At 65.7% G+C, this 24,585-nt stretch carries 24 protein-coding genes and 1 pseudogene; 14 read left to right on the top strand and 11 right to left on the bottom strand.

Features of this window, described 5'->3' with window-relative positions:
• Positions 1 to 67 precede the first annotated feature (67 nt).
• Both EV560_RS11965 and EV560_RS11960 read left to right on the top strand, forming a co-directional pair.
• A complete protein-coding gene (locus EV560_RS11965) occupies positions 68 to 553 on the top strand; it encodes a MarR family winged helix-turn-helix transcriptional regulator (RefSeq protein ID WP_131855961.1) in 486 nt (161 codons plus the stop codon).
• 96 nt (positions 554 to 649) lie between these two features.
• A complete protein-coding gene (locus tag EV560_RS11960) occupies positions 650 to 1,567 on the top strand; it encodes a DMT family transporter (RefSeq protein WP_248312002.1) in 918 nt (305 codons plus the stop codon).
• Between the two features lie 164 nt (positions 1,568 to 1,731).
• Here EV560_RS11960 and EV560_RS11955 read toward each other — a convergent pair whose 3' ends face one another.
• Positions 1,732 to 2,718: an NAD(P)-dependent oxidoreductase gene (locus EV560_RS11955; protein ID WP_131855959.1), complete on the bottom strand. Its 987-nt coding sequence runs from the start codon at positions 2,716 to 2,718 to the stop codon at positions 1,732 to 1,734.
• Between EV560_RS11955 and EV560_RS11950 the strand changes: the two genes are divergently transcribed.
• A complete protein-coding gene (locus EV560_RS11950; protein WP_248312000.1) occupies positions 2,717 to 3,793 on the top strand; it encodes a LacI family DNA-binding transcriptional regulator in 1,077 nt (358 codons plus the stop codon). The genes EV560_RS11955 and EV560_RS11950 overlap by 2 nt on opposite strands.
• 7 nt (positions 3,794 to 3,800) lie before the next feature.
• On the opposite strand, the pseudogene EV560_RS11945 reads toward EV560_RS11950, so the two are convergent.
• The 5 genes and pseudogenes from EV560_RS11945 to EV560_RS11925 form a co-directional block, all read right to left on the bottom strand.
• A pseudogene (locus tag EV560_RS11945) lies at positions 3,801 to 4,721 on the bottom strand (NAD(P)-dependent oxidoreductase); the annotation flags it as partial.
• 17 nt (positions 4,722 to 4,738) lie between these two features.
• Positions 4,739 to 5,656: a carbohydrate ABC transporter permease gene (locus EV560_RS11940; RefSeq protein ID WP_131855957.1), complete on the bottom strand. Its 918-nt coding sequence runs from the start codon at positions 5,654 to 5,656 to the stop codon at positions 4,739 to 4,741.
• Positions 5,649 to 6,611: a carbohydrate ABC transporter permease gene (locus EV560_RS11935; RefSeq protein WP_248311999.1), complete on the bottom strand. Its 963-nt coding sequence runs from the start codon at positions 6,609 to 6,611 to the stop codon at positions 5,649 to 5,651. Before EV560_RS11935 ends, EV560_RS11940 begins: the two co-directional genes overlap by 8 nt.
• A gap of 110 nt (positions 6,612 to 6,721) precedes the next feature.
• Positions 6,722 to 8,023, bottom strand: a complete 1,302-nt coding sequence (locus EV560_RS11930; RefSeq protein ID WP_131855956.1) for an ABC transporter substrate-binding protein — start codon at positions 8,021 to 8,023, stop codon at positions 6,722 to 6,724.
• 164 nt (positions 8,024 to 8,187) lie between these two features.
• Positions 8,188 to 9,243: an ABC transporter ATP-binding protein gene (locus EV560_RS11925; protein WP_131855955.1), complete on the bottom strand. Its 1,056-nt coding sequence runs from the start codon at positions 9,241 to 9,243 to the stop codon at positions 8,188 to 8,190.
• A gap of 238 nt (positions 9,244 to 9,481) precedes the next feature.
• On the opposite strand from EV560_RS11925, the gene EV560_RS11920 reads away from it, so the two are divergent.
• The 3 genes from EV560_RS11920 to EV560_RS11910 all read left to right on the top strand — a co-directional run bounded on the left by EV560_RS11920 (position 9,482) and on the right by EV560_RS11910 (position 12,181).
• The gene (locus EV560_RS11920) at positions 9,482 to 10,243 is read left to right on the top strand and encodes a FadR/GntR family transcriptional regulator (protein ID WP_165923428.1); all 762 of its coding nucleotides are present in this window, start codon (positions 9,482 to 9,484) and stop codon (positions 10,241 to 10,243) included.
• Between the two features lie 163 nt (positions 10,244 to 10,406).
• Positions 10,407 to 11,369: a 2-hydroxyacid dehydrogenase gene (locus tag EV560_RS11915; protein ID WP_248311998.1), complete on the top strand. Its 963-nt coding sequence runs from the start codon at positions 10,407 to 10,409 to the stop codon at positions 11,367 to 11,369.
• The gene (locus EV560_RS11910) at positions 11,351 to 12,181 is read left to right on the top strand and encodes an AprI/Inh family metalloprotease inhibitor (RefSeq protein ID WP_165923427.1); all 831 of its coding nucleotides are present in this window, start codon (positions 11,351 to 11,353) and stop codon (positions 12,179 to 12,181) included. The genes EV560_RS11915 and EV560_RS11910 overlap by 19 nt, the downstream gene beginning before the upstream one ends.
• A 109-nt stretch (positions 12,182 to 12,290) precedes the next feature.
• Here the strand turns inward: EV560_RS11910 and hppD are convergent, their stop codons facing one another.
• Positions 12,291 to 13,424, bottom strand: a complete 1,134-nt coding sequence (gene hppD / locus EV560_RS11905; protein WP_131855952.1) for a 4-hydroxyphenylpyruvate dioxygenase — start codon at positions 13,422 to 13,424, stop codon at positions 12,291 to 12,293.
• Positions 13,425 to 13,549: 125 nt separating this feature from the next.
• On the opposite strand from hppD, the gene EV560_RS11900 reads away from it, so the two are divergent.
• Both EV560_RS11900 and EV560_RS11895 read left to right on the top strand, forming a co-directional pair.
• On the top strand, positions 13,550 to 14,020 hold the full coding sequence (locus tag EV560_RS11900) for an Lrp/AsnC family transcriptional regulator (protein WP_131855951.1): 471 nt from the start codon (positions 13,550 to 13,552) through the stop codon (positions 14,018 to 14,020).
• 107 nt (positions 14,021 to 14,127) lie between these two features.
• Positions 14,128 to 15,021, top strand: coding sequence for a tellurite resistance TerB family protein (locus tag EV560_RS11895; protein WP_165923426.1), 894 nt, complete (start codon positions 14,128 to 14,130; stop codon positions 15,019 to 15,021).
• 115 nt (positions 15,022 to 15,136) lie between these two features.
• On the opposite strand, the gene EV560_RS11890 is transcribed toward EV560_RS11895, so the two are convergent.
• Entirely contained in the window at positions 15,137 to 15,466 is a 330-nt protein-coding gene (locus EV560_RS11890) for a DMT family transporter (RefSeq protein ID WP_131855949.1), read from the bottom strand.
• Positions 15,463 to 16,647, bottom strand: a complete 1,185-nt coding sequence (locus EV560_RS11885; protein ID WP_131855948.1) for a pyridoxal phosphate-dependent aminotransferase — start codon at positions 16,645 to 16,647, stop codon at positions 15,463 to 15,465. Before EV560_RS11885 ends, EV560_RS11890 begins: the two co-directional genes overlap by 4 nt.
• Positions 16,648 to 17,000: 353 nt before the next feature.
• On the opposite strand from EV560_RS11885, the gene EV560_RS11880 reads away from it, so the two are divergent.
• The 6 genes from EV560_RS11880 to denD all read left to right on the top strand — a co-directional run bounded on the left by EV560_RS11880 (position 17,001) and on the right by denD (position 23,290).
• Positions 17,001 to 18,827: an IlvD/Edd family dehydratase gene (locus EV560_RS11880; protein ID WP_131855947.1), complete on the top strand. Its 1,827-nt coding sequence runs from the start codon at positions 17,001 to 17,003 to the stop codon at positions 18,825 to 18,827.
• 393 nt (positions 18,828 to 19,220) lie between these two features.
• Positions 19,221 to 20,060: an isocitrate lyase/PEP mutase family protein gene (locus EV560_RS11875; protein ID WP_131855946.1), complete on the top strand. Its 840-nt coding sequence runs from the start codon at positions 19,221 to 19,223 to the stop codon at positions 20,058 to 20,060.
• Positions 20,057 to 20,383, top strand: a complete 327-nt coding sequence (locus tag EV560_RS35745) for a hypothetical protein (protein WP_165923425.1) — start codon at positions 20,057 to 20,059, stop codon at positions 20,381 to 20,383. The genes EV560_RS11875 and EV560_RS35745 overlap by 4 nt, the downstream gene beginning before the upstream one ends.
• Positions 20,380 to 21,519, top strand: a complete 1,140-nt coding sequence (locus EV560_RS11865) for a GNAT family N-acetyltransferase (protein WP_207908000.1) — start codon at positions 20,380 to 20,382, stop codon at positions 21,517 to 21,519. Before EV560_RS35745 ends, EV560_RS11865 begins: the two co-directional genes overlap by 4 nt.
• A gap of 13 nt (positions 21,520 to 21,532) precedes the next feature.
• Positions 21,533 to 22,279: an SDR family oxidoreductase gene (locus EV560_RS11860; protein ID WP_131855944.1), complete on the top strand. Its 747-nt coding sequence runs from the start codon at positions 21,533 to 21,535 to the stop codon at positions 22,277 to 22,279.
• 27 nt (positions 22,280 to 22,306) lie between these two features.
• Positions 22,307 to 23,290, top strand: coding sequence for a D-erythronate dehydrogenase (gene denD, locus EV560_RS11855; RefSeq protein WP_131855943.1), 984 nt, complete (start codon positions 22,307 to 22,309; stop codon positions 23,288 to 23,290).
• Between the two features lie 212 nt (positions 23,291 to 23,502).
• Here denD and EV560_RS11850 read toward each other — a convergent pair whose 3' ends face one another.
• Together EV560_RS11850 and rpmA are read right to left on the bottom strand one after the other, a co-directional pair.
• Positions 23,503 to 24,156, bottom strand: coding sequence for a GNAT family N-acetyltransferase (locus EV560_RS11850; RefSeq protein ID WP_131855942.1), 654 nt, complete (start codon positions 24,154 to 24,156; stop codon positions 23,503 to 23,505).
• Between the two features lie 151 nt (positions 24,157 to 24,307).
• Entirely contained in the window at positions 24,308 to 24,574 is a 267-nt protein-coding gene (gene rpmA, locus EV560_RS11845) for a 50S ribosomal protein L27 (RefSeq protein WP_043241804.1), read from the bottom strand.
• Positions 24,575 to 24,585: the final 11 nt, after the last annotated feature.

Genomic DNA, 24,585 nt, shown 5'->3' with positions numbered 1-24,585 from the left:
CGTCATGATCACAAGCGATCTGACAGCCGGCGAAAAATTATTTCGATCACTTTCCAAGGACCGGCTCATGACCAAGTCCCTCGAGAAAAGTGTCGGGCGGGCCCTTCTGGTGGCTGCGCGGCTGCATCGTTCGCGTATGGGCGAGCGGCTGAATGCGCTCGGGTTGTTCCCCGGTCAGGAGCAGGCGTTGAAGGCGTTGCAGCCGGCGCCGATGACCATGGGTGAGCTCGCGACGCTGCTGCGCGTCAAGCCGCCGACTGTTTCCAAGACGATTGGCCGGCTTTCCTTGCAGGGCCTCGTGACGCGCGAAGGCGGCGGCCGCGACGGACGTCTCGTCCAGGTGGCGCTGACCGAGAGCGGCCAGAAGACGGCGGCGGCGCTCGATGCGGTCTGGAATCAGGTCGAGGACGAGCTGCTCGAGAAGCTCGACGCCAAGGAGCGCAAGCAGTTGCGCAAGCTGCTGCGCAAGGCCTCCAAGGGCCTGTCCAAGGCGGGCGTCGACGTCGACGATGCCGATGCCGAAGGCGACGAGGCTGAGAGCGACGCCGCCTGACATACGCATGGAGCGCATGCTCCAACGCACTGGCTTCGCGATATAAATCGGTTAAATCTGGTTCCGTCATTCTCTCCACGCATGACGGGACACCCCTTGCCCGCCGTTTATTCCCATCATCCTGAGACCCGCCGCACGCGGTTGATTGCCATTGGCCTGATGTGCGCAGCGGTGGTCTGCTTCTCCGCACTCGACACCAGCGCGAAATGGCTCGGGCGCGAAATGGACCCGCTGCAGGTCGTGTTCGCGCGCTATGCCGGCAGCGTCATCCTGGTCTCGCTCCTGCTGAATCCGTGGAGCCATCCCGGCATCATGCACACGCGCCGGCCCTGGCTGCAGGCCTTCCGCTCGCTGCTGCTGCTCGGCTCGACGGCGCTCAACTTCTTCGCGTTGCAATATCTTCAGCTCGCCGAGACGGTCTCGATCATGTTCGCGACGCCGCTGCTGGTGGCGCTCGTCTCGGGTCCGCTCCTCGGCGAATGGCCGGGACCGCGCCGCCTGATCGCGATCGGCATCGGCTTCCTCGGCGTGCTCGTGGTGGCGCGGCCGGGGCTGGGCGGCATGCATCCGGCGGCGCTGCTCTCGGTGATCAGCGTCTTCTGCTATGCCTTCTACTCGCTCTCGACGCGCATCCTCGCTGCCTATGACCCGCCCGAGACCACCATGGTCTATTCGGGCGCGGCCGGCACGATCGCGATGATTCCACTGGTCCCGTTCTTCTGGACCTGGCCGCCCGACGCCTTTTCCTGGGGGCTGATGGCTTTTGTCGGCGCGATGGGCGGCGTCGGCCACTGGATGCTGATCCTGGCCCATCGCCTGGCGCCGGCGACGGTGCTCGCGCCCTTCATCTATTCGCAGATCATCTGGATGGTCGCGCTCGGCTATCTGGTGTTCGGGCAATTGCCCGACCGTTTCACCTTCATCGGCGCGGCGATCGTGATCGCGTCGGGCCTCTACCTGCTCTATCGCGAGCGGGTGCGGGCCGTGCCCGAAGGCTCGGCCCGCCTCGATTGAGAGATCGCTCGATACGTCCAGAACATGTCCACGGTTCTGACGCAGCTATCCGTGCTTCCGGTGCTCACGGACCGCTCCGCTCCGGTTCTCGACAGCCACGCCAGTCGGCTCACCCCGGTAGACGTCTCGAACGATCTCTGCGCTCGTCGCAATGACGGGAGCTTTCAACCCTTCTTGCCGAGGGAGACGCCGTTGAGCTCGGCGACCCAGTCGGAGATCATCGGCACGTAGTCGTCGCCGCGGCCGGCGGCGACCGCCGAGGCGTAGACGTTCTTGACGGCATTGCCGACCGGGTTGGGCACGCCCGCGGCATTGGCGACGCCTTCGAGATAGCGCACATCCTTCAGCGCGTTGACCAGCGTGAACTTATGGGCGTCGCGGTCACGCTCCAGCACGTATTTCATGAAGGTCTGGTAGAAGCCGCAATCCATGCGGCTGCCGGACAGCACGCTGTTGAAGGTCTGCGGGGTGATGCCGATCTTCTGCGCCAGCACCAGCGCCTCCGCATAGATCGCGCCGTAGCCCATCGAGAGGAAGTTGTTGAGCAGCTTCATCTTGTGGCCGTCGCCGACAGGGCCGAGATGCGTGACCTTCTGGGCCCAGGCCTCGCAGGCCGGCTTGATCCGGGCGAAGACCTCGTCGCTGGCGCCGACCATGGTCGAGAGCTGGCCGAGCGTGGCCTGGGCCGGGGTGCCGCCTAGCGGCGCGTCGCAAAGATGCAGGCCCTTGGCCTCGAGCTCGGCGGCGAGCTTGACGGTCACGGTGGGATCGGAGGTCGAGCAGTCGACGACGACCGTGCCGGGCTTGGCGCCGGCAATGATGCCGTCAGGCCCGGTCAATACGGCCTCGACCTGGGCCGAACCGGTCACGCAGAGGAAGATGATCGTTGCCTGGCTGGCGAGCTCCTTCGGCGTCTTGGCTTCCTTGGCGCCGGCGGCGACGAGCTCCTCGACCGGCTTGCGGTTGCGGTGGCCCATCACGGTGAGCGGAAAGCCCTTGGCGAGCAGGCAGCTCGCCATGCCCTGGCCCATCAGGCCGACGCCGATGAAGCCCACGGCTTCCTTGCTGCTGCTCATCTTCAATTTCTCCGCTTTATGTGAGAGGACAGGTGAGGATCCGGAGCGGCATCGCCGCTCTTTCGAGGGATGCATGACGACGGACGGCCTGCCGCCAGAGAGCAATGCCACGGGCGGCCTGCGCATGGGCAGCGGCCGCGCCCGCGTGACCTTGCAGATCATCGCCGAACAGCTCGCGGTTTCGACGGCGACGGTCTCGCTCGCACTGCGCAACTCGCCGCTGGTGGCCGAGGCGACGCGGCTGCGGGTGCAGCAGCTCGCCCGCGAGATGGGCTATAGCTATAATCGCAGCGCTGCCTCGCTGCGGACCGACCGCACCAATATCCTGGGTGTCGGCTTCCACGACATCACCAATCCCTATTTCGCCGAGCTTCTTGCGGCGATCGAGGAGACTGCGGCCGAACGCGGCCGTTCGATCCTGCTCGCGACCTATGGCGAGAAGCTCGACCGGCAGGAGCGGGCGCTGACGACGCTGAAGGAATACCGGCCGGACGGGATGCTGGTCTGCGCGGCCGGCGGCAGCACCGCCGAGAGCTTCAGCCATCTGATCGCCGCCGATATGCCCCTGGTCCAGCTTTCGCGCGAGATCCCGGGGCTGGAGCTCGATTTCGTCGGCTCCGACGACAGGCACGGTACCGAGCTGGCGTTGGAGCACCTGATCGGCCTCGGCCATCGCCGCATCGCCTTTCTCGGCGAGAACCAGCTGATCTCGACCAGCCGCAACCGCTACGAAGGCTATTGCGACACGCTCGCGAGGCATGGGCTGCCCTTCGATCCAGCCCTGGTCTATTCGGCCCATGGCACGCGCGAGAACGGGCTGAAAGGCATCCAGCAGGTGCTCGATGTCGCCGACCAGCCGACAGCGGCGATCTGCTTCAACGACCTCACCGCCTTTGGCGCCATGCTCGGCCTGCGCCATCGCGGGCGCGAGGCCGGGGCGGATTTCTCGATCGTCGGCTGCGACGACGTGCAGGAGGCGGCGCAATGGTATCCGGCGCTGACTACCGTCCGGAATTTTCAGGAGGAGATGGGCCGCCGCTCGGCCGAGATCCTGATCCGGCGCATCGCAGAGCCGGCCGCGCCGGTCAGGCGCATCGTGCTCAAGCCCGAGCTGGTCGTGCGCGGGACCACCGCTCCTCCCAAGCGCTAAATTTCTCTCAAGGGTCATTCGCAGGCTTGGCGTTGAGCGCGCGATAGGCCCGCACGACCTGCGAATCGTCGCGCGCGCCATGGCCGAGCCCGGAGCTGGCGAGGAACATCTGATGGGCCGCGGCCGCGAGCGGCAGCGCCGTCCTGGCCGAGCGGCCGGCGTCGAGCACGATGCCGAGATCCTTGACGAAGATGTCGACTGCGCTCGCCACAGGCGCGTCGTCGAGCAGCATGCGCGGGCCGCGATCTCTGAGCATCCAGGAAGAAGCGGCGGATCCGCCGAGGATCTCGAAGAGCAGGGCGCCGTCGATGCCGGCCTTCTCCGCCAGCGAGAGCGCCTCGGCCGCCGCCGCGATATGGACGCCGCAGAGCAACTGGTTGACGGTCTTCACCGTCGCGCCCTGGCCGGGTTTCGTGCCGACATGGAAGACCTTGTCGCCCATCGCGTCGAGCACCGGCTTGGCGCGGGCGAAATCGCCCTCGGACGCACCGACCATGATCGTCAGCGTCGCGCCGCGGGCACCGTTGATGCCGCCCGAGACCGGCGCGTCGACGAGGTGCCGGCCGGTCTTTTCGACCGCGGCGGCGATCGCCTCGGCCTCGCCGGGCGGGCAGGTCGCCATCAGCAAGACGGTGGCTCCAGGCGCCAGCGCCTCGAGCGCGCCGGCATCGAACAGGACGGAGCGGGCCTGCGCGGCATTGACCACCATCAGGACCAGCGCATCGGCGCCTTCGGCCGCGGCCCTGGCACTGTCCGCCGCATGTCCGCCAGCCGCGGCCAGCGCCTCGCGCGCCTCGGCCCGCATGTCGAAGCCGGTGACACGGAACTGGCGCTTGACCAGGTTCTCGGCCATCGGCGCACCCATGGCGCCGAGGCCGATGAAGGCGATGGATTGGATGCTCACGTCAGGTCCAGTCTGTGCGGTGGGATCGTCCTATTGGACCGCTATTCCTTCACCGCACCAGTCATCGCCGACACATAGTGCTCGACGAAGAACGCATAGAGGATGACGAGCGGCAGAGAGCCGGCGAGCGCGCCTGCCATCAGCGAGCCCCAGCGATAGATGTCGCCATCGACGAACTCGTTCACGATCGCGACCGGAACGGTCTTGTTCTGCGTCGAGGACAGGAAGGTCAGCGCGTAGATGAATTCGTTCCAGCACAGGGTGAAGGAGAAGATGAAGGCCGAGATCAGGCCGGGGATGGCGAGCGGCAGGATGATCTTGATCAGGATCTGGCTGCGGCTGGCGCCGTCGATCAGGGCGCATTCCTCGAGCTCATAGGGGATGGTCTTGAAATAGCCCATCAGGAGCCAGGTCGAGAACGGGATCAGGATGGTCGGATAGACCAGGATCAGGGCCAGCGGCGTGTCGAACAGACCGACCTTGTAGATCACCGTCGCGAGCGGGATGAACAGGATCGAGGGCGGCACGAGATAGGCCAGGAAGATCAGCGCGCCGACGACATTGCCGCCCTTGAAGCGCAGGCGCACGATCGCATAGGCGGCGAGCACGCTGGCGACGAGCGAGATGAAGGTCGCGCAGGTCGCGATGAACATCGTGTTCCAGAGCCAGCGCGGATACTCGCTCTCGAAGAGCAGCTTGTAGAAATGCTTGAAGGTCGGCGTCCACGTCCAGAACGGGTTGACCCGGTCCATGTCGATCAGCTGGTCGTCCGGCTTCACCGCCGTCAGCGCCATCCAGTAGAACGGGAAGAGCAGGACGACGATGATCAGGAAGAGCGGGATATAGGTCGTCACGACACGCTTGGGCAGCGTCTCGAGATAGGCCATTCCCTCGCTGTGATCCTGCGTGGCAGCCCGGTTGCCGCCGCTCGAGGTGGTGCCGGCGTCGATGCTAGTCATTGCTGCCGCCCTGCTGCCATTTGCGGGTCTGGAGGCCGTACCAGGCGATACCGATCGCCGCGAGGAGGAACGGGATCATCGCCGTCGAGATCGCGGCGCCCTCGCCGAGCTGGCCGGCGATGATAGCGCGCTGATAGGACAGCGTTGCCATCAGATGCGTCGCGTTGACCGGGCCGCCGCGGGTGAGCGCCCAGATGAGCTGGAAATCGGTGAAGGTGAAGAGAACCGAGAAGGTCATCACCACCGCGATGATCGGCGTCAGCAACGGATAGGTGATGTGGCGGAAGCGCTGCCAGGGCGTGGCGCCGTCCAGCGTCGCGGCCTCGTAGAGCGAGGGCGAAACGGTCTGCAGCCCGGCGAGCAGCGTGATCGCGATAAAGGGCACGCCGCGCCAGACATTGGCGAAGATGGTCGACCAGCGCGCATTCCAGGGATCGCCGAGGAAGTTGATATTGCCGCTGATCCAGCCGAGCTGGCGCAGCGACCAGGAAATGATCGAGAACTGCGAATCGTAAATCCACCAGAAGGCGATGGCCGAAAGCACCGTCGGCACGATGAAGGGGATCAGCACGATGGCGCGGATCATCGCCTTGAACGGCAGGTGCCGGTTGAGCAGCAGCGCCAGATAGAGGCCGATCACGAATTTCGCGATGCTGGCGACGATGGTGTAGAGCAGCGTGTTGAAGACCGAGACCCAGAAGACGCCGTCATCCCAGAGCCATTCGTAGTTCTCGAAGCCGATGAACTCGCCGCCGCGGCCGATCTTGGTGTCGGTGAAGGAAAGCCAGACGCCGAGGAAGAGCGGATAGGCGAGGAACAAGATCAGGATCAGAGCCGCCGGCATCATGTACCAGAAGCCGAGCCAGTTGCGGCTCGCGCTCAGCCTTTGCCAGGCGGTGCGCTCGCTGCGGCCGGAGGTCCGGGCCGAGGGCATGTCGATTGTTGAGTTGACCATCGCGTTTCCGTTTTCGAACGGGGTGCGGTTCCGGCGGTCTCGGCCGGAGCGCGGCGTCAAATGGTCCCCCGGGCGGCTCGTCGCGAAATGGGCCGCCCGGGAGTCTTCTTTCAGCGATAGATGCGCTTGGCCTGCCGCTCGGCGCCGGCGATTGCGCCCTTGACGTCCTCGCGGCCGGTCACGTAGTTCGCGAACATGTCGACGACGATGAAATCGGCGATGGCTGCGGCGGCCTTCTCGCCCAGCGTGCCGAGGCCGGCGGGGGTCAGCGTCCGCTTGGCGACGTCACGATAGGGCGTGGTCTTGGGATCGGCCGTCCAAACCGGATTGGCGTCGTACTCGCCGAGGAAGTGCGACAGATAACCGCCTGCCGCCTCGATCCACGGGTTGAACTGCGGCGCATCCAGCATGAAGGCGATGAAGGCCTTGCTGGCATTGGGCACCTTGGTGAAGTTGAAGGCCAGCATCGTGAAGGGCAGGTGCAGCTCAGTCGGCTTGCCGATGGGCCCGATCGGCATATACGCGTGATCCATGTCGGCGGCGAGCTCGGGCTTCTCCTTCTTCGCCGTGACATAGACCGAAATGCCATTGACGGTGGTGTGCAGTTCGCCGGCCAGGAAGGCCTTGTTGTTCGAGGAATCGTTCCACGAGGCCGTGCCGGGAATGAAGGTATCATAGAGCGCCTTGGCGTATTCGAGCGCCTTGGCCGTCTCCGGGGAGTTGATGATGACCTTGTCGTCCTTGTCGACGAGGTTGCCGCCGTGCGACCAGAGCAGCCAGTGTATCCAGGTGTTGGCGTCGCCCGAAGCATGGCCGAAAGCCATACCGGCCGGGGTGTTGTTCGCCTTCAGCGCCTTGCAGAGCTCCAGGAAGCCGGCCGTATCCTTCGGGAACTCCTTGAAGCCCGCCTTCTGCATCGAAGAGATGCGGTAGTTCACGAGGCCGCCGCTGGCGGCGATCGGAATGCCGATCCACTTGCCGTTGAGCGCGCCGTAGGCCTGCGCCGAGGGGAACCAGCCGCCATGCTTATCGCCGAGATATTTCGAGACGTCGGTCAGGTCGAGGCATTTCTGCGGGAAGAGATGCGGCAGCGAGTAGAGGCCCCAGACCAGGTCGAGACCCTGCCCGGTATTGGCGACCACGGAGGCCTTCGGCTGCAGGTCGTCATAGGATTCGTTGGTGACGTTGATCTTCGCGCCGGTCGCCTGCTCGAAGGCGGCGACGAGCTTCATGAAGGCGGCGTCCTCGGCCTCGACGAAACGCTTCCAGCGCATCAGGTTGATGCGGGCGTTCGGCTCGGGCTTGAAGGGTGAGGCCTGCGCCCAGGCCTTGGCGTAGTCGAGCAGGCCCGCGCTGGCACCCAGGCCCAAAGCGGCGCCACCCTTGAGCAGCGATCTGCGGTCAAAGTTCATCAGTTTCTCCCTCCCTAGGATGTGGCTCGGCGGCTCTTTCGGCGGCCTTGAACCGGATCATTCCGGTCTTTTTTGTCGAGCGGCGCTTCCCTTTGCGGGAGGCGCGCGCTCCTCGATCATCGTCAAAAGCTCCTCATCGCGTCGCCGGCGTCACTGCGCCCGGCTCACGAAATCCTTTTGCCGGTCGCGGCGTCGAAGAGATGCGTCACGTGGATGTCGGGCGTGATGCCGATGCTCTCGCCCGGCTTGGCGGTGATGCGCTCGCGGAAGACGCAGGTCAGGTTCTGGCCGCCACAGCGGACCACGACCTGGGTCTCCGAGCCCATCGGCTCGACCACGATGACCTCGGCCTTGAGCCCGTTCGGGTTGAGCTGGATATGCTCGGGGCGGATGCCGAGCACGGCGGCCTTGCCATTGGAATCGGCCGGATGCTGGCCGATCGGCCAGACCACGCCACCCTCGGTCTCGAAGCCCTGCGCGGTGATCGTGCCCTTGAGCAGGTTCATCGAGGGCGAGCCGATGAAGGCCGCGACGAAGAGATTGGCCGGGCGGTCGTAGAGATCGAGCGGGGCGCCCATCTGCTCGACGATGCCGTCATGCATCACGACGATCTTGTCGGCCATGGTCATGGCCTCGATCTGGTCGTGCGTGACGTAGACCGTGGTGGTCTTGAGGCGCTGGTGCAGCTCCTTGATCTCGGTGCGCATCTGCACGCGCAGCTTGGCGTCGAGGTTGGAGAGCGGCTCGTCGAACAGGAAGACCTGCGGGTCGCGGACGATGGCGCGGCCCATGGCGACGCGCTGGCGCTGGCCGCCCGAGAGCTGGCGCGGATAGCGGTCGAGCAGCTTCTCCAGGCCGAGGATGGCGGCAGCCTTGCTGACGCGCTCGTTGATCTCCGCCTTCGGCGCGTTCCGCAGCTTCATCGAGAAGGCCATGTTGTCGGCCACCGTCATATGCGGATAGAGCGCATAGTTCTGGAAGACCATGGCGATGTCGCGCTCCTTCGGCGGGACATCGTTGACGACGCGCGGTCCGATACGGATCTCGCCGCCGGAAATGTTCTCGAGCCCGGCGATCATGCGCAGCAGGGTCGACTTTCCGCAGCCGGATGGGCCGACGAGAATGACGAACTCGCCATCGGAAATATCGATATCGACGCCATGGATGACCTGCGTCGCGCCATAGGCCTTGCGCACGTCGGCAATCTGGACTGAGGCCATCTGCGCCTTCTCCCGGTCTCTGTTTCCTCGAGGACGCGGCGTCGTCTCCTGGGAGACCCCCGCATCATTGCTGCTATCGGTTTCTTGTGACCGATCAATGGAAATCTCCGCAACCAGGCGGCGCCGGTTGCGTCGGTTTCCATCTGCGATAAAGTCATATCATACACACGGGCGTGTCAAGCGCCGGAGCCTCCGTCTAAAGGCGTGTTCCAGCGTGGCAGAATCGAGGACGCCGGCCATGCGGATGCGCGACTTCTCGCGGCCGACGACCCTGAATTCCGACCGTCTCTTCGGGCAGGTCGCGCAGAAGCTCGCGGTCTCGATCATCGACGGCACCTTCAAGGCGGGTGATCTCCTGCCGAACGAGGATGCGCTGAAATCCGAGATCTCGGTCTCGCGCACCGCTTATCGCGAAGCTGTGAAGGTGCTGACCGGCAAGGGGCTGATCGAGGCGCGGCCGAAGAGCGGCACGCGCGTCGCTCCGCGCGAGAACTGGAACCTGCTCGATCCCGACGTGCTGTCCTGGCATTTTCGCGCCGACCCGAACGAGACCTTCATCCGCGACCTGTTCGAATTGCGCTGCTTCATCGAGCCGAGCGCGGCGAAGCTCGCCGCGATCAGGCGCTCGCCGGGCGATCTGGCGCGAATCGAGGCCGGCTATCGCGGCATGATCGAGAACCCGCCCTATGCCGAGCCGACGATCCGCTCCGATATCGCCTTCCACGAGGCGATCTTCGCCGCTGCCGGAAATACGACGCTGCAATGCCTTGCGAGCGTGGTCTCGGCCGCGATCCAGTGGTCGCTGCTGCTGAAATCGGCCGACGACAAGAATTTCTTCGTTGAATCGCTCGTCGATCACGAGCGCGTACTCGATGCGATCATCAGGCGGGACGGAGAGCTCGCGGCCGCCCGGATGAGCGCCCTGGTGATCGACAGCCTCAACAGCACATTGGCCCTGCTGCCGAGCGCAGCCAAGGCGAATGCGGCGAAAATTGCCTGATTAAGTCATACTACATATGCCGAGGATGCGCTTTTCTCGCGCCTCCGGCTGTGTAGAACTGAGGGCGTCGCCGTGCGCCGGCACGGCGACCGCATCTAATCGTTTTAAAAATCTGAAATCAACACCCGCCTTTCGCCTCTCCAGCCCGACGGAAATTCACGACATGACCGAGATCATCATGACCGGCCCGCTGATGGCCTACGCTGCCGACCAGCTCAAGAAGCGCTTCACCGTGCACGAGCTCTGGAAGGCCGAGGACCGTGCCGCCATGCTGCGCGAGGTTGGTGACAAGGTGCGCGGCGTCGCGGGCGGCGGTTCGCATGTGAAGATCGACGGCTCGTTGTTCGATGCGCTGCCCAAGCTCGAGATCGTCTCGAATTTCGGCGTCGGCTACGACAATGTCGATGCCAAGGAAGCGGGCAAGCGTGGGCTGATCGTCACCAATACGCCGGATGTCCTGACCGACGAGGTCGCGGATCTCGCGCTTGGCCTGCTGCTGGCGACCGTCCGCCAGCTGCCGCAGGTCGATCGCTATCTGCGCGCCGGCAAGTGGCTGGAGAAGGCCTATCCGCTGACCACCTCGCTGCGCACCCGCAAGGTCGGCATCGTCGGCCTCGGCCGCATCGGCAAGGCGGTGGCGAGCCGCCTCGAGGCCTTCGGCATCCCGGTCGCCTATCATGGCCGCACCCGCCAGGCCGACGTCTCCTATCGCTACTATCCTTCGCTGGTCGAGATGGCGGCTGATGTCGATACGCTGGTCTCGGTCGCGCCGGGTGGCGCCTCGACGCATCACATGATCAATGCCGAGGTGCTGAAGGCGCTCGGCCCCAACGGCATCCTTGTCAATGTCGGGCGCGGCACGGTGGTCGACGAGCAGGCGCTGATCGAGGCGCTGAAGAACAAGGTCATCCTCTCCGCCGGTCTCGACGTGTTCGAGGACGAGCCGCGCGTGCCGGCCGAGCTGATCGCGATCGACCATATCGTGCTGTTGCCGCATGTCGGCTCGGCATCGGTCCACACGCGCGAAGCAATGGGCCAGCTCCTGGTCGACAACCTCGCGTCATGGTTCGATGGCAAGGGGCCGCTGACCCCGGTCGCCGAGACGCCATGGACGAAGAAGGCCTGAACCAGCGGAGGGCGCGCGTCATGCGGCGCTGTCTCTCGCTTCTGATCATGGGCCTCGCCGCGAGCATAGCGCAGGCCCAGACCCCGCCATTGCCGCGGGGGGCGGCGACGGCTCCCGACCAGATCAGGCCGCTGGTCGGCGCCTGGGATATCGAGCAGCTCGGCGCGCCGCGCAAGTGCACGATCACGCTCGGCGTCGAGACGGCGGCGAATGGGCGGCAGGTGCGGTTTCCCGCGACCTGTCACCGGGCCCTGCCGATCCTCGGCCGGGTCGCGTCCTGGAGCGTCGCGCCAGGCGGGCTGCCACAGCTCAACGACGATGCCGGCAAGCCGCTGATCGTCTTCGCCCGGTCCAAGCCGAACGCCGATATCGAGGGCAAGGGCACGGATGGCCAGCAATACGCGCTTTCGTCGAAGGATCATCCGCGCGCCCCGGCCAGGCCGGTTCAGAGCGCGGCCGAGCGCTCGGCCACGCTGGCCGCGCGCCCGACCGCGGTCGATCCCGCCAGCGCGCCGGCGGCTGACAGCCTGCCCGGGCGCTATTCGGTGATGCGTCAGGCCAATCGCGAGGCCTGCCGCCTGACATTGTCGGGGCCGCCGGATGCAAGCGGCCGGGCGCCGGCCGGTTTCGACGGGCGCTGTGACGACACGGGGCTGACGATATTCGACCCGGCCGGCTGGCGCTATGCCGCGGGCCGGCTCACGCTGATCGCCCGGCGCGGCCACAGCGTCGAGCTGATCTTCGAGAACGGCCAGTGGCGCAAGGATCCGGCGGTCGGCGCGCCATTGCTGATGCGGAAGCTGGCGCAGTAGTGCCTTCCCGTCATGGTCGGCCTCGTGCCGACCATCCACGTCTTCATTCGTCGAGCGCGGTGTTGAAGGCGTGGATGCTCGGGACAAGCCCGAGCATGACGGCGCGGGATCACTCCGCTGCCTGGTAATCCAGCACGCCGCGGCGGATCTGGTCCTCCTCGATCGACTCGAACAGCGCGCGGAAATTGCCCTCGCCGAAGCCGTCATCGCCCTTGCGCTGGATGAATTCGAAGAAGATCGGGCCGAGCACCGTGCCGGAGAAGATCTGCAGCAGCACCTTGCTCATCCGGCCTTCCTTCTCGCCGAGCGCAACCGCGCCTTCGCCGTCGATCAGGATGCCGTTCGCCTGCAGCCGCTCGACCGGCTCGCCATGACCGGGCACCCGCGTATCGACCTTCTCGAAATAGGTCACGGGCGGGGAGGGCATGAAGGGCAGGCCGTTCGCGCGCAGTTGTTCGACGGTCGCGTAGATGTCGCGGGCGCCGAGGGCGACATGCTGGATGCCCTCGCCCTTGTACTGGCGCAGGTATTCCTCGATCTGGCTCTTGTCGTCGAGCGATTCATTGATCGGGATGCGGATCTTGCCGCAGGGCGAGGTCAGGGCCCGCGAGATCAGACCAGTGAGCTTGCCCTCGATGTTGAAGAAGCGGATCTCGCGGAAATTGAAGAGATCGCCGTACCAGCCGGCCCAATGGTCCATGCGGCCGCGATGGACGTTGTGGGTGAGGTGGTCGAGATAATACATCCCGGCCTGCTCGGGATGCGGATCGCGCTCGCCGAGCCACTCGAAATCGACGTCCCAGATCGAGCCCTTCTCGCCATAGCGATCGACGAAATAGAGGATCGAGCCGCCAATCCCCTTCACCGCCGGAATCTGAAGCTCGCCGGGGCCGACCTTGCTCTCATAGGGCTCTGCTCCCAGCGAGACGGCGCGCGCGAAGGCATGTTTGGCGTCGACGACGCGAAAGGCCATGGCGCAGGCGCAGGGGCCATGCTCGGACGCGAAGGCCTGGGCGAAGGAATCCGGCTCGGCATTGACGACGAAATTGACGTCGCCCTGGCGGTAGAGCGTGACGTTCTTGGAGCGATGCCTCGCCACCGGCGTGAAGCCCATGCTCCTGAAGAGGGGGTCGAGCTTTTCCGGCTCGGGATGAGCGAATTCGACGAACTCGAAGCCGTCAGTGCCCATCGGGTTGGCTTCGGAGATTTCGGGCGGCGCGGAATCGTGCGGGAAAGGACCCATGACATGCTCCTCCAATCAGGTTCTAGGCATGATCACGCATGGGGCCAGCACGAAGCTTGCAAAATGGTGGGTCAGAACGAATTCTATGCACGAATCACGCATGGTGTTCCGAGGGGTTGCACGAAATGGCCGCACTCGATGCTTTCGACCTGCGTCTGCTCGATGCGCTCCAGCAGGATGCCTCGCTGACCAATGGCGCGCTGGCGGAGAAGATCGGGCTTTCGGCGAGCCAGGTCTCGCGGCGGCGGCAGCGGCTCGAGGAGGAGGGCACGATCCGCGGCTACCGGGCGCTAATCGAGCCGGCCGCGATCGGGCTCGGAGTCACCGTCTTCATCCATGTCGCGCTCAACACCCATTCGCGTGACAATGCCCGCCGCTTCCGCGATCTCGTGCGCCTGACGCCCTCCGTGCTCGAGGCGCATGCGCTGACCGGGGAGGCGGACTATCTGCTCAAGGTCGCGGTGGGCGATCTCAAGGAACTATCGCTCCTGGTCAACGAGATCCTGCTGCCGCATGAGAGCGTGGCGCGGGTGCGGTCGGAAATCGCGCTGGAGACGCTGAAGGAGCCGGGCCTGCTGCCGCTACCCACGCCTTGATGGCGTCATTGTTCCTTCGCATGGGCTACCTACCGATTGGAGCGTTTGCATCTCATATGCAGGCCAAGGCGCCGTACGGCGCCGGAGCTCAGATAAGGGGAACGCCGATGTTCAACGCCAAATCTCTTCTCGACGCGCTGGTCAATGCCGGCAGCCAGGCCGGCCAGCAGGCCGGGCAGGCAGGAGGCCTTGGCGGGATGCTGGGCAATCTCGCGCAGCAGGTCCAGCAATCGGGGGCCTCCGGCGGCCTCGGCGGCATGATCGGCAGCGTGCTCGGCCAGGCGACGCAAGGCGTGCAGGACGCCGCCCAGCAGACCGGCGTGCAGCAGAAGGCGAACGAGGTTCTCGGCCAGCTCTCCGGCGGCAAGACGCCGGACCAGCTCTTCGAGCAGGCCAAGGGCATGCTCGCCAGCAATCCGGCGGTCGCCACCGCGGTGCTGGGCGGGCTCGGCGCGCTACTGTTTGGCTCCTCGGCGGGCCGTTCGGTGGTCGGCTCCGCCGCCAAGCTCGGCGGCCTCGCGCTGATCGGCGGCCTCGCCTACAAGGCCTATCAGAACAGCCAAGCCGGCAAGCCGCTGCTCGATCTGCAGCGCCAGGAGGTGCTGCCGGCGCCGGCGGGCTCGGGCTTCGAGCCGGAGGCCGCGAGCGAGAACACGGCCCTGATCTTCATCCGCGCGATGATCGCCGCCGCGGCCGCCGATGGACATATCGACCCGGAAGAGCGGAACGCCATTCTCGGCGGGCTGAAGGAAGCCGGCTTCGATCCCGAGGCGAATGAATGGCTGGCCAACGAGATGGCCAATCCGGCCTCGGTCGAGACGCTGGCCGAGGCGGCGGAAACGCCCGAGCTCGCGGCGCAGATCTACACGGCGGCGCGTCTCGCCATCAATCCGGACACGCCGGCCGAGAAGGACTTCCTGGCGGGGCTTGCCGGCTCCGTCGGGCTCGATGCCGAGCTGGTCGCCAATATCGACGCGGCTGCGAGCGCGGCGAAGGTCTGACGCTGCTTCCCGTCTAGAGCATTTCCGCGTTTCTCCGAATCGCGAAAATTCTCTAACCTTTTGTTTTGACGCATTTTCTTCACGCGAACCGGGATCCACTTCGCTCGAAAATGCTCTAGTGCGCGGCCGAGTTCGAGAACAGATTGATGACGACGACGCCGGCGACGATCAGCGCCATGCCGATCAGCGCCGGCAGGTCGAGCCTCTGTCCGAACAGGACGAGCGCGATCAGGCTGATCAGCACGATGCCGATGCCCGACCAGATCGCGTAGGCGATGCCGACCGGGATCGTGCGCAGGCAGAGCGACAGGAAATAGAAGGCGCAGGCGAAGGCGACGAGCGTGATCAGCGACGGCACCAGCCGCGAGAACTCGTTCGACGCCTTCAGGGCCGAGGTGCCGATCACCTCGCTGACGATCGCTATCGCGAGATAGAGGTAGCTCACGCCGCCTTGGCGCTCTTGAGGAACGTCCCCATCCGTTCCAGCGCCCGCTCGATATTCTCCAGCGAGTTGGCATAGGAGAGACGGATATAGCCCTCGCCATGGACGCCGAAATCGGGGCCGCCGATCGTGGCGACGCCGGCATCCTCGAGTAGGGCCGAGGCGAGCTTCTTGGCCTTCCAGCCGGTCTGCGAGACGTTCGGGAAAGCGTAGAAGGCGCCCTTCGGCGTCGCGCAGGAGACGTTCGGCAGGGCGTTGAGGCCGGCGACCACCGCCTTCCGGCGTCGGTCGAACTCCGCGAGCATGGCGTGAACCGCGTCCTGCGGCCCGGTCAGCGCGGCAAGGCCGGCCCATTGCGCGGCGGCGTTGACGCAGGAATGCGAGTTGACGGCGAGCTTGCGGGCATTGTCGTAGAGGGGCTTCGGCCAAACCGAGAAGCCCATGCGCCAGCCGGTCATGGCATAGGTCTTCGACCAGCCGTTGAGCAGGATCAGCCGATCGCGGAGCTCGGGATAGCTCAAGAGGCAGACATGCTTCTCGCCATCATAGAGCATCTGGTCGTAGATCTCGTCCGACATCACCGCGACATCGGGGAACCTGGCGAGGCCGGCGACGAGCTTGTCGACCTCGGCCTTGGGCGTGACGCCGCCGGTCGGGTTCGCCGGCGAGTTGACGATCAGCAGGCGGGTCTTCGGCGTGATCAGCGAGAGCGTCTCCTCGGCCGAGAAGGCAAAACCGTTCTCCTCGCGGATCGGCACCGGGATCGGGGTCGCGCCGGTATACTCGATCATCGAGCGATAGATCGGGAAGCCGGGATCGGGATAGAGGATCTCGGCGCCGGGCTCGCCGAACATCAGGATCGCCATGAACATGGTGACCTTGCCGCCGGGCACGATCATCACCTCCTCCGGTGAGACCTCGACCGAGAAGCGCTTGTGCAGGTCAGCCGCGACCGCCTCGCGCAAGGGCAGGATGCCGTTGGCGGGGGTATAGCCGTGGTGGCCGTCGCGCAGCGCCTTCACGGCGGCCTCGACGATGTGCTCGGGTGTCGGGAAATCCGGCTGGCCGATGCCGAGATTGATGATGTCCTTGCCCTGGCGCTGCAGCTCGGTCGCGCGCGCCAGCACGGCGAAGGCATTTTCCTCGCCGATGCGGGCGAAGGAGGGGACGACATGCAGCGCCATGACGGGCTTCCTCTGACTCTTCTGTTCGACGGCCCGGTCGCGGGCCTTGGCGTTGTCTTGGCCGGAATTGGCAGCGCGATGCAAGAGCCGAGCTTGCGCTTGGTGCCGGTCCGCCGCGCGTTTCTTGCAGTTGCAAGGCGCGCGGCGGCAGATTCTGCTGCCGGGGTGCAGTCAGCGCCATCCCGACGATTGGCGGCTCGGATTGCATGCTGTATGCAGAATGCGCATTGTTGCGGCAAGTTGCCGAAGGGCTCTTGTCGCGCCGATGCCGATCGGCAAGATAGCTCGTTCAAATCGTTTTAAAGAGAAGTGGCCCAAAAGGCTGCGCGCCGCCGCGAGAGGGAATGACGGGAATGGCCAAGACGCCGAGCAACGGCAAGAAGCCGGTTCGCAAGATCAAGCCTGAGCAGCTCCGCTCGAAAGCCTGGTTCGACAATCCCGCCAATGCCGACATGACCGCGCTCTATATCGAGCGCACCATGAATTTCGGCCTGTCGCGCGAGGAGTTGCAATCGGGTCGGCCGATCATCGGCATCGCCCAGACCGGCTCCGACATCGCGCCGTGCAACCGCCACCATCTCGAGCTGGCGCCGCGCATCCGCGACGGCATCCGCGAGATGGGCGGCGTGCCCTTCGAGTTCCCGATCCACCCGATCCAGGAAACCTGCAAGCGCCCGACCGCCTCGCTCGACCGGAACCTGCAATATCTCTCGCTGGTCGAGATCCTCTACGGTTACCCGCTCGACGGTGTCGTGCTGACGACCGGCTGCGACAAGACCACGCCGGCCCAGATCATGGCCGCCGCTACCGTCGACATCCCGGCGATCGCGCTGCCGGGCGGGCCGATGCTGAACGGCGATTTCCGTGGCGAGCGCACGGGATCGGGCACGATCGTCTGGAAGGCGCGCCAGATGATGGCGGCCGGCGAGATCGACTATCGCGGCTTCGTCGACCTCGTCGCCTCCTCGGCGCCCTCGGCCGGGCATTGCAACACGATGGGCACGGCCTCGACGATGAACGCGCTGGCCGAGGCGATGGGCATGACGCTGCCCGGCGCGGCGGCTATTCCCGCGCCCTACCGCGATCGCTACGAGATGGCCTACCTGACCGGCAAGCGCATCGTCGAGATGGTCTGGGAGAACCTGATCCCCTCGAAGATCCTGACGCGCGAGGCTTTCGAGAACACCATCGTCATCAACTCGGCGATCGGCGGCTCGACCAATGCGCCGATCCACGTCAACGCCATCGCCAAGCATATCGGTGTGCCGCTCGACAACGAGGATTGGACGAAGATCGGCTACGACACCCCGCTGCTGGTCAACATGCAGCCGGCCGGCGAGTATCTCGGCGAGGATTATTACCGCGCCGGCGGCCTGCCCGCCGTGATCGCGGAGCTGCTCGAGAAGGGCAAGCTCAAGCCTGCGATCACCGCCAACGGCCGCACCCATGAGGAGAACTGCAAGGGCTTCTTCGCGGTCAACCGCAACGTCATCAAGAGCTATGACGAGCCGATGAAGAAGGAGGCCGGGTTCCTCAACCTCTCCGGCAACCTGTTCGATTCCGCGATCATGAAGACCAGCGTGATCACGCCGGAATTCCGCAAGCGCTATCTCGAGAACCCGAAGGACCCGATGGCCTTCGAGGGCCGGGCGATCGTCTTCGACGGGCCGGAGGACTATCACCATCGCATCGACGATCCCGCGCTCGCCATCGACGAGCACTGCGTCCTGTTCATCCGCGGCGTCGGGCCGATCGGGTATCCCGGCGCGGCCGAGGTCGTGAACATGCGGCCGCCGGATTACCTGATCAAGAAGGGTGTCTCCGCGCTGGCCTGCGTCGGCGATGGCCGCCAGTCCGGCACCTCGGGCTCGCCCTCGATCCTGAACGCCTCGCCGGAAGCGGCGACAGGCGGCGGGCTCGCGCTGCTCAAGACCGGCGACAAGGTCCGCATCGACCTGAAGAAGCGCACGGCGAATATCCTGATCTCCGACAAGGAGCTGGAGGAACGTCGCGTCGCGCTGAAAGCGGCCGGCGGCTACAAATATCCGAAGAGCCAGACGCCCTGGCAGGAAATCCAGCGCAAGATCGTCGGCGAGCTTTCCGAGGGCATGGTCCTCAAGCCGGCGGTCAAGTACCAGAAGATCCACAAGAAGTTCGGCATTCCGCGCGACAATCACTGAGGTTGTCGCCGGAAGCTGGATGCGTGAATGGCAGGCGCGGGAACCCTCTCCTAGGAGGGGCGGTCCCGACGCCTTGTCCGAAGCCCATCAGCGTCATTGCGAGCGCAGCGAAGCAATCCAGGGGACAGCGCGAGACGCTGGATTGCTTCGTCGGCTACGCCTCCTCGCAATGACGGCGGACCGCGGCTCGTCTCATTAGCCCGGGGCCCCTCACCGTGCCCCCTCCCTCGGAGAGGGCTCCCCGCGTCTCCTCGTCACGAACTGCATGGCGGGCTCGCGCACCATACCCGCCGCGCATCGCCATCGGGCGCGGGCGTCGGAGGCGGGGGGCTGACAAAGGGCGGCTGGCCGGACAGTATGCGCTCCCCGCTCACATGACCTGAAACGATTTAGATGCCCCATAGCCTTGTGACCGCCCAGTTCCGCTCGCTGCACGAGGCCGGTTGCTTCGTGATGCCGAACCCGTGGGATGTCGGCTCGGCACGCTGGCTGCGCGGGCAGGGCTTCAAGGCGCTGGCGACGACCAGCGCGGGCTTCGCCTTCACGCAGGGGCGCGCCGACCAGGACGTGCCGCGCGACATGATGCTCGCCCATATCGCCGAGATCGTGCGGGCGGTGCCGGACCTGCCGGTCAATGCCGATTTCGAGAACGGCTATGCCGACGAGCCGGCCGAGGTCGCGGCCAATGTGAAAGCCTGCGTCGCGACCGGTGTCGCCGGGCTCTCGATCGAGGATGCGACCGGGCGTGAGTCCGACCCGCTCTACCCGTTCGAGCTTGCGGTCGAACGCGTCCGCGCCGCGCGCAAGGCGATCGACGAGACCGATTCCGGCGTTGTGCTGACGGCACGCGCCGAGTGCTTCCTGACCAATCATCCGGATGCGCTGAACGAGGCGGCCAGGCGCATCGCCGCCTATGCCGAGGCGGGGGCGGACGTGCTCTATGCGCCGGGACCGAAGACGAGGGAGCAGATCGCGACGATCGTCTCGGCCGCCGGCGGCAAGCCGGTGAACCAGCTGATCTATGGCGATTTCGGCCTGACCGTCGCCGATGTCGCGGCGCTCGGTGCTCGCCGCATCTCGATCGGCGGGGCCTTGGCGCGGGCGGCCTGGGCCGCCTTCATCGAGGCGACGCGGCTGATCAAGGACGAGGGCAGCTTCGCTGGCTTTGCAGGCAATGGCGGCTCTGCGCCGATCACCCAGTTCTTCCGCGACGATCTGAAGGCACGCTCGTGAGCCGCGACCTCGTCATCGCGCCCGAATGGCTCGGGCGCAGCGGGCTGTGGACGCTCGACGCCAAGGGCAAGCGGCGCGAGGCCGATGCCGAGGAGGTCGGGCTGTCCGAGGCTTTCGCCGACCGGCTGGAAGCCTGGATGGACGCGTTCGACGCGATCTATGACGAGGATAACGAGGCGAATTCCGCCTTCGCCGGCGAGGTCGAGCGGCTCGCCTGGGAGGCCGAGGGTGCGGCTCTGGCCCATGCGGCCGAGGCCGAGCTCGGATCGGCCTGGACCATCATCTTCGATCTCTCCGCATGGCGCGAAAAGGTTCGCTCATGACATTGTCGCCCGACTGGAAGGCGCCCCCCTTTCCTCCGGCCAAGGTGCTGGACGGCCATTACTGCCGGCTCGAGCCGCTCGATATCGCCCGGCATCTCGACGAGATCTGGGCGGCCAATGCCGGCCAGGACAAGGTCTGGGACTGGCTCCCGGCCGAGCCGCCGAAGGACAAGGAGACCTATCGCGCGCTGCTCGCCGGCATGGTCGAGAACAAGGCGATCGTGCCGCTCGCGGTCATCGACAAGGCGGATGGCAAGGCCAAGGGCCATCTCTGGATCATGGAGATCAGGCCGGCCCATGGCGTCTTCGAGGTCGGCTGGATCACCTATTCGCCGAGCCTGCAGCGCACGCGGGCCGCGACCGAGGCGATCTACCTCGTCGGCGCCTATGGCTTCTCGCTCGGCTATCGCCGCTACGAGTGGAAGTGCAACAATCTGAACGAGCCGTCGAAGCGCGCCGCCTTGCGTTTCGGCTTCCAGTACGAGGGCCTGTTCCGCCAGCACATGGTGGTCAAGGGCAGGAATCGCGACACCGCCTGGTTCTCGATCCTCGACGGCGAATGGCCGGTGCGGGCGCAGGCCTTCGAGCGCTGGCTCGCGCCGGAGAATTTTGACGCGCAGGGACGGCAGAAATTCTCGCTCAATGCCTTCAACCAGGCGAGCGCGCTGGCGGGCGCTGTTCCGGTGCGGCGCGCGTCCATTGCCGATATCCCGGCGATCCTTGCGCTGAAGAACGCGGCCTATACGCCGAACGAAAGCATTATCGGTGTGCCGTCGCTGCCGCGCATCGCGGATTATGCGCAGGTCGTCGCCGAGCACGAGGTCTGGCTCGCCGAAAGCGAGGGCGGGCTCGATGCGGCGCTCGTGCTCGATATCGAGCCCGGCGAATTCACGCTCTGGAGCATCGCGGTGTCGCCGGCGGCGCAGGGGCGCAGGCTCGGCGCGGCGCTGATGGATTTCGCCGATGAGCGCGCCCGCGCCCTCGGCTACAGCTCGGTGCATCTCTACACCAATGCCAAGCTGACGCAGCGCATCGGCTGGTACGAGCGTCTCGGCTATGCCGTGACGCATCACGAGGATCTGGCCGACCGGCGCCTGACGCACATGCGCAAACAACTCGACAAGCCGGCAGATTAAGGGACCAACGGAAATGGCAGGACGTTTGAAGGGCAAGGTCGCGGTCGTCACCGCTGCGGGGCAGGGCATCGGCCGGGCGATCGCCGAGGCCTATGTCGCCGAGGGCGCGACCGTCTGGGCGACCGACAAGGACGTCGCCCTGCTCGAGGGGATTGCGAAGGCGAAGAAGCGCAAGCTCGACGTGCTCTCGACCAAGGCGGTCGATGCCTTCGCCGAGAAGGTCGGCACCATCGACATCCTCGTCAACGCCGCCGGCTTCGTACATCACGGCACCATCCTGGAATGCGACGACAAGGCCTGGGAGTTCTCCTTCGACCTCAACGTCAAGTCGATGCACCGCACGATCAAGGCGTTCCTGCCGGGCATGCTCGCAGCCGGCAAGGGCTCGATCGTCAATATCGCCTCTGGCGCCGGCTCGGTGCGCGGCATCCCGAACCGCTATGTCTACGGCACGACCAAGGCGGCGGTGATCGGCCTGACCAAGGCGGTCGCGGCCGACTACATCAAGAAGGGCATCCGCTCGAACGCGATCTGCCCGGGCACGATCCAGTCGCCCTCGCTCGACGGGCGCATCAAGGATCTGGCGGCCCTGACGAAGACGACCGAGGCGGCTGCCCGCCAGGCCTTCATCGACCGCCAGCCGATGGGCCGGCTCGGCACGGCCGAGGAAATCGCCTGGCTCGCGGTCTATCTCGGCTCGGACGAGGCGAGCTACACCACCGGCCAGATCCACCTCGCCGATGGCGGCTTCGCGCTCTGACGCGGCTTCGAGCACAAGGATAGCGACATGCACATTCTGGTTCTCGGCGGCGCCGGCATGGTCGGCCGCAAATTCATCGAGCGGCTGGCTCATGAAGGTCGGCTCGGCGGCAAGACGGTCAGCAAGGTCACCGCGCAGGACGTGGTGGCGGCGAGCGCCCCGGCGGCGACGCCTTTCGCCTTCGACGTCGTGGTGTCCGACATCTCGATCGAGGGCGTGGTCGATGATCTCATCGCCTCGAAGCCCGATCTGATCGTCCATCTCGCGGCGATCGTCTCCGGCGAGGCGGAGGCCGATTTCGACAAGGGCTACCGCATCAATCTCGACGGCACGCGCCATCTCTTCGATGCGATCCGCAAGCTCGGCGGTGGCTACAAGCCGCGGGTGATCTTCACCTCGTCGATCGCGGTGTTCGGCGCACCGTTCCACGAGAAGATCGAGGACGAGTTCTTCACCACGCCGCTGACGAGCTACGGCACGCAGAAGGCGATCGGCGAGTTGCTGCTCTCCGACTATACCCGCCGCGGCTTCTTCGACGGCGTCGGCATCCGCCTGCCGACGATCTGCGTGCGACCGGGCAAGCCGAACAAGGCGGCCTCGGGCTTCTTCTCGAACATCATCCGCGAGCCGCTGAACGGCGAGGAGGCCGTGCTGCCGGTTTCCGACCAGGTCCGCCACTGGCACGCCTCGCCGCGTTCCGCCGTCGGCTTCCTCGTCCATGCCGCGACAATGGACACGAACACGATCGGCCCGCGCCGCAACCTGACCATGCCCGGCTATTCGGCGACGGTGGCGGAGCAGATCGAGGCGCTGCGCAAGGTCGCCGGCGAGAACGTGGTGAAGCGCATCAAGCACGTTCCCGATCCGGTCATCGACGGCATCGTCGCCGGCTGGCCGCGCAACTTCAACGCGGTGCGCTCGGTGCAGCTCGGCTTCAAGGCGGAGTCGAGCTTCGAAGAGATCATCCGCGTCCATATCGACGACGAGCTCGGCGGGAACTTCGTGAAGTAGGCCGCTCGCCGTCATTGCGAGCACCCGGGTCTTGCCTTCGGCAAGCCCGAGTACAGGCTCCGCGAAGCAAGCCAGGGGCGGCAGTGCTTTATGTCCCCTGGATTGCTTCGTCGGCTGAAGCCTCCTCGCAATGACGCCAGGCCTGCGCGCGAGGCTGAAAGCAAAACAGCCCCGGCGTGAGCCGGGGCTGTTCTCGTTTTCAACGGAGCGTCTCAGGCGAGGCAGGGCTCGCCCGAGGAGGAGACGGCCTCGATGATTTCGGGCTCCGGCGCATGGGTCCAGCCGGTGGAGCTCCAGCTCTTCAGCGCCGACCAGGTCGAGCGGTCGAGCCGATACTGCTCGCACGGGAAAAGCCCGCCGCGCGCCGGCAGCGACTTGAGGAAGGAGCCCTCCTGGCGGAAGCCGGACTTCTCCAGCACCCGGCGCGAGGCCGGGTTGATGACGCGCGTGTCGGCCTCCACGGCCGGGATTTCCAGCAGCGTGAAGAGCGTGTCGCTCAAGGCCTGAACGGCCTCGGTCGCATAGCCCTTGCTCCAGTGGTCGGTGCCGAGCCAATAGCCGATGAAGGGCGTGCCGGTGGCCTGCGGATGGGCCCCGATCATGCCGATCAGCTCGTTAGGCCGGGTACGGGGCGTGATCGCCAGAGCCAGATGCTCGCCCAGCGCATTGCCCTTGCGCATCGCGAAAATGAAGGGCTCGACGGCATCCTTGGGATAAGGATGCGGGATCGAGGCCGTCATTTCCGCCACCGCTTTCTCGCCGGCCTGACGCAGGATCGCGTTGGCGTCCGCCATGCGGGGCCAGCGCAGCCAGAGACGGCGGGTCTCGAGCCGGAAGACATCGTCGCGGGTCAGTTCGGGGAACATGGGTCTCTCCGTCGGCGCAAACGAAAAAGGGAGCTGGGACTTTGGTCCCATCTCCCCTTTCGCTTGACCTTCGGGAGCCCTGTTCGGGCCTTGCCCTTGATCCGATCGGTTCGATGGAACCGGCGGATCGAGAGATTTCCCTATCCGCCTTTTACTCTGCGGCCTCTTGGGCCGGGACTACGTTCACGAAAGCTCGGCCGAGCTTGGTCGTGAATCGGACGCGTCCATTGGTCGTGGCAAAGAGGGTATGGTCTTTGCCCATGCCAACGTTCACGCCGGCGTGCCATTTGGTACCGCGTTGACGAATGATGATGTTGCCGGCCACGACCGCCTGGTCGCCGAAACGCTTCACGCCTAGGCGCTTGCTTTCGGAGTCGCGACCATTGCGGGACGAGCCGCCTGCCTTTTTGTGAGCCATAACGCCCTACC

Origin of the sequence: Allobosea sp. BK604, from assembly GCF_004341515.1 — a bacterium.
GTDB lineage: Bacteria > Pseudomonadota > Alphaproteobacteria > Rhizobiales > Beijerinckiaceae > Allobosea.
The sequence above is the reverse complement of the archived record's forward strand: the minus strand, read 5'-3'. Positions and strand labels throughout refer to the sequence as shown.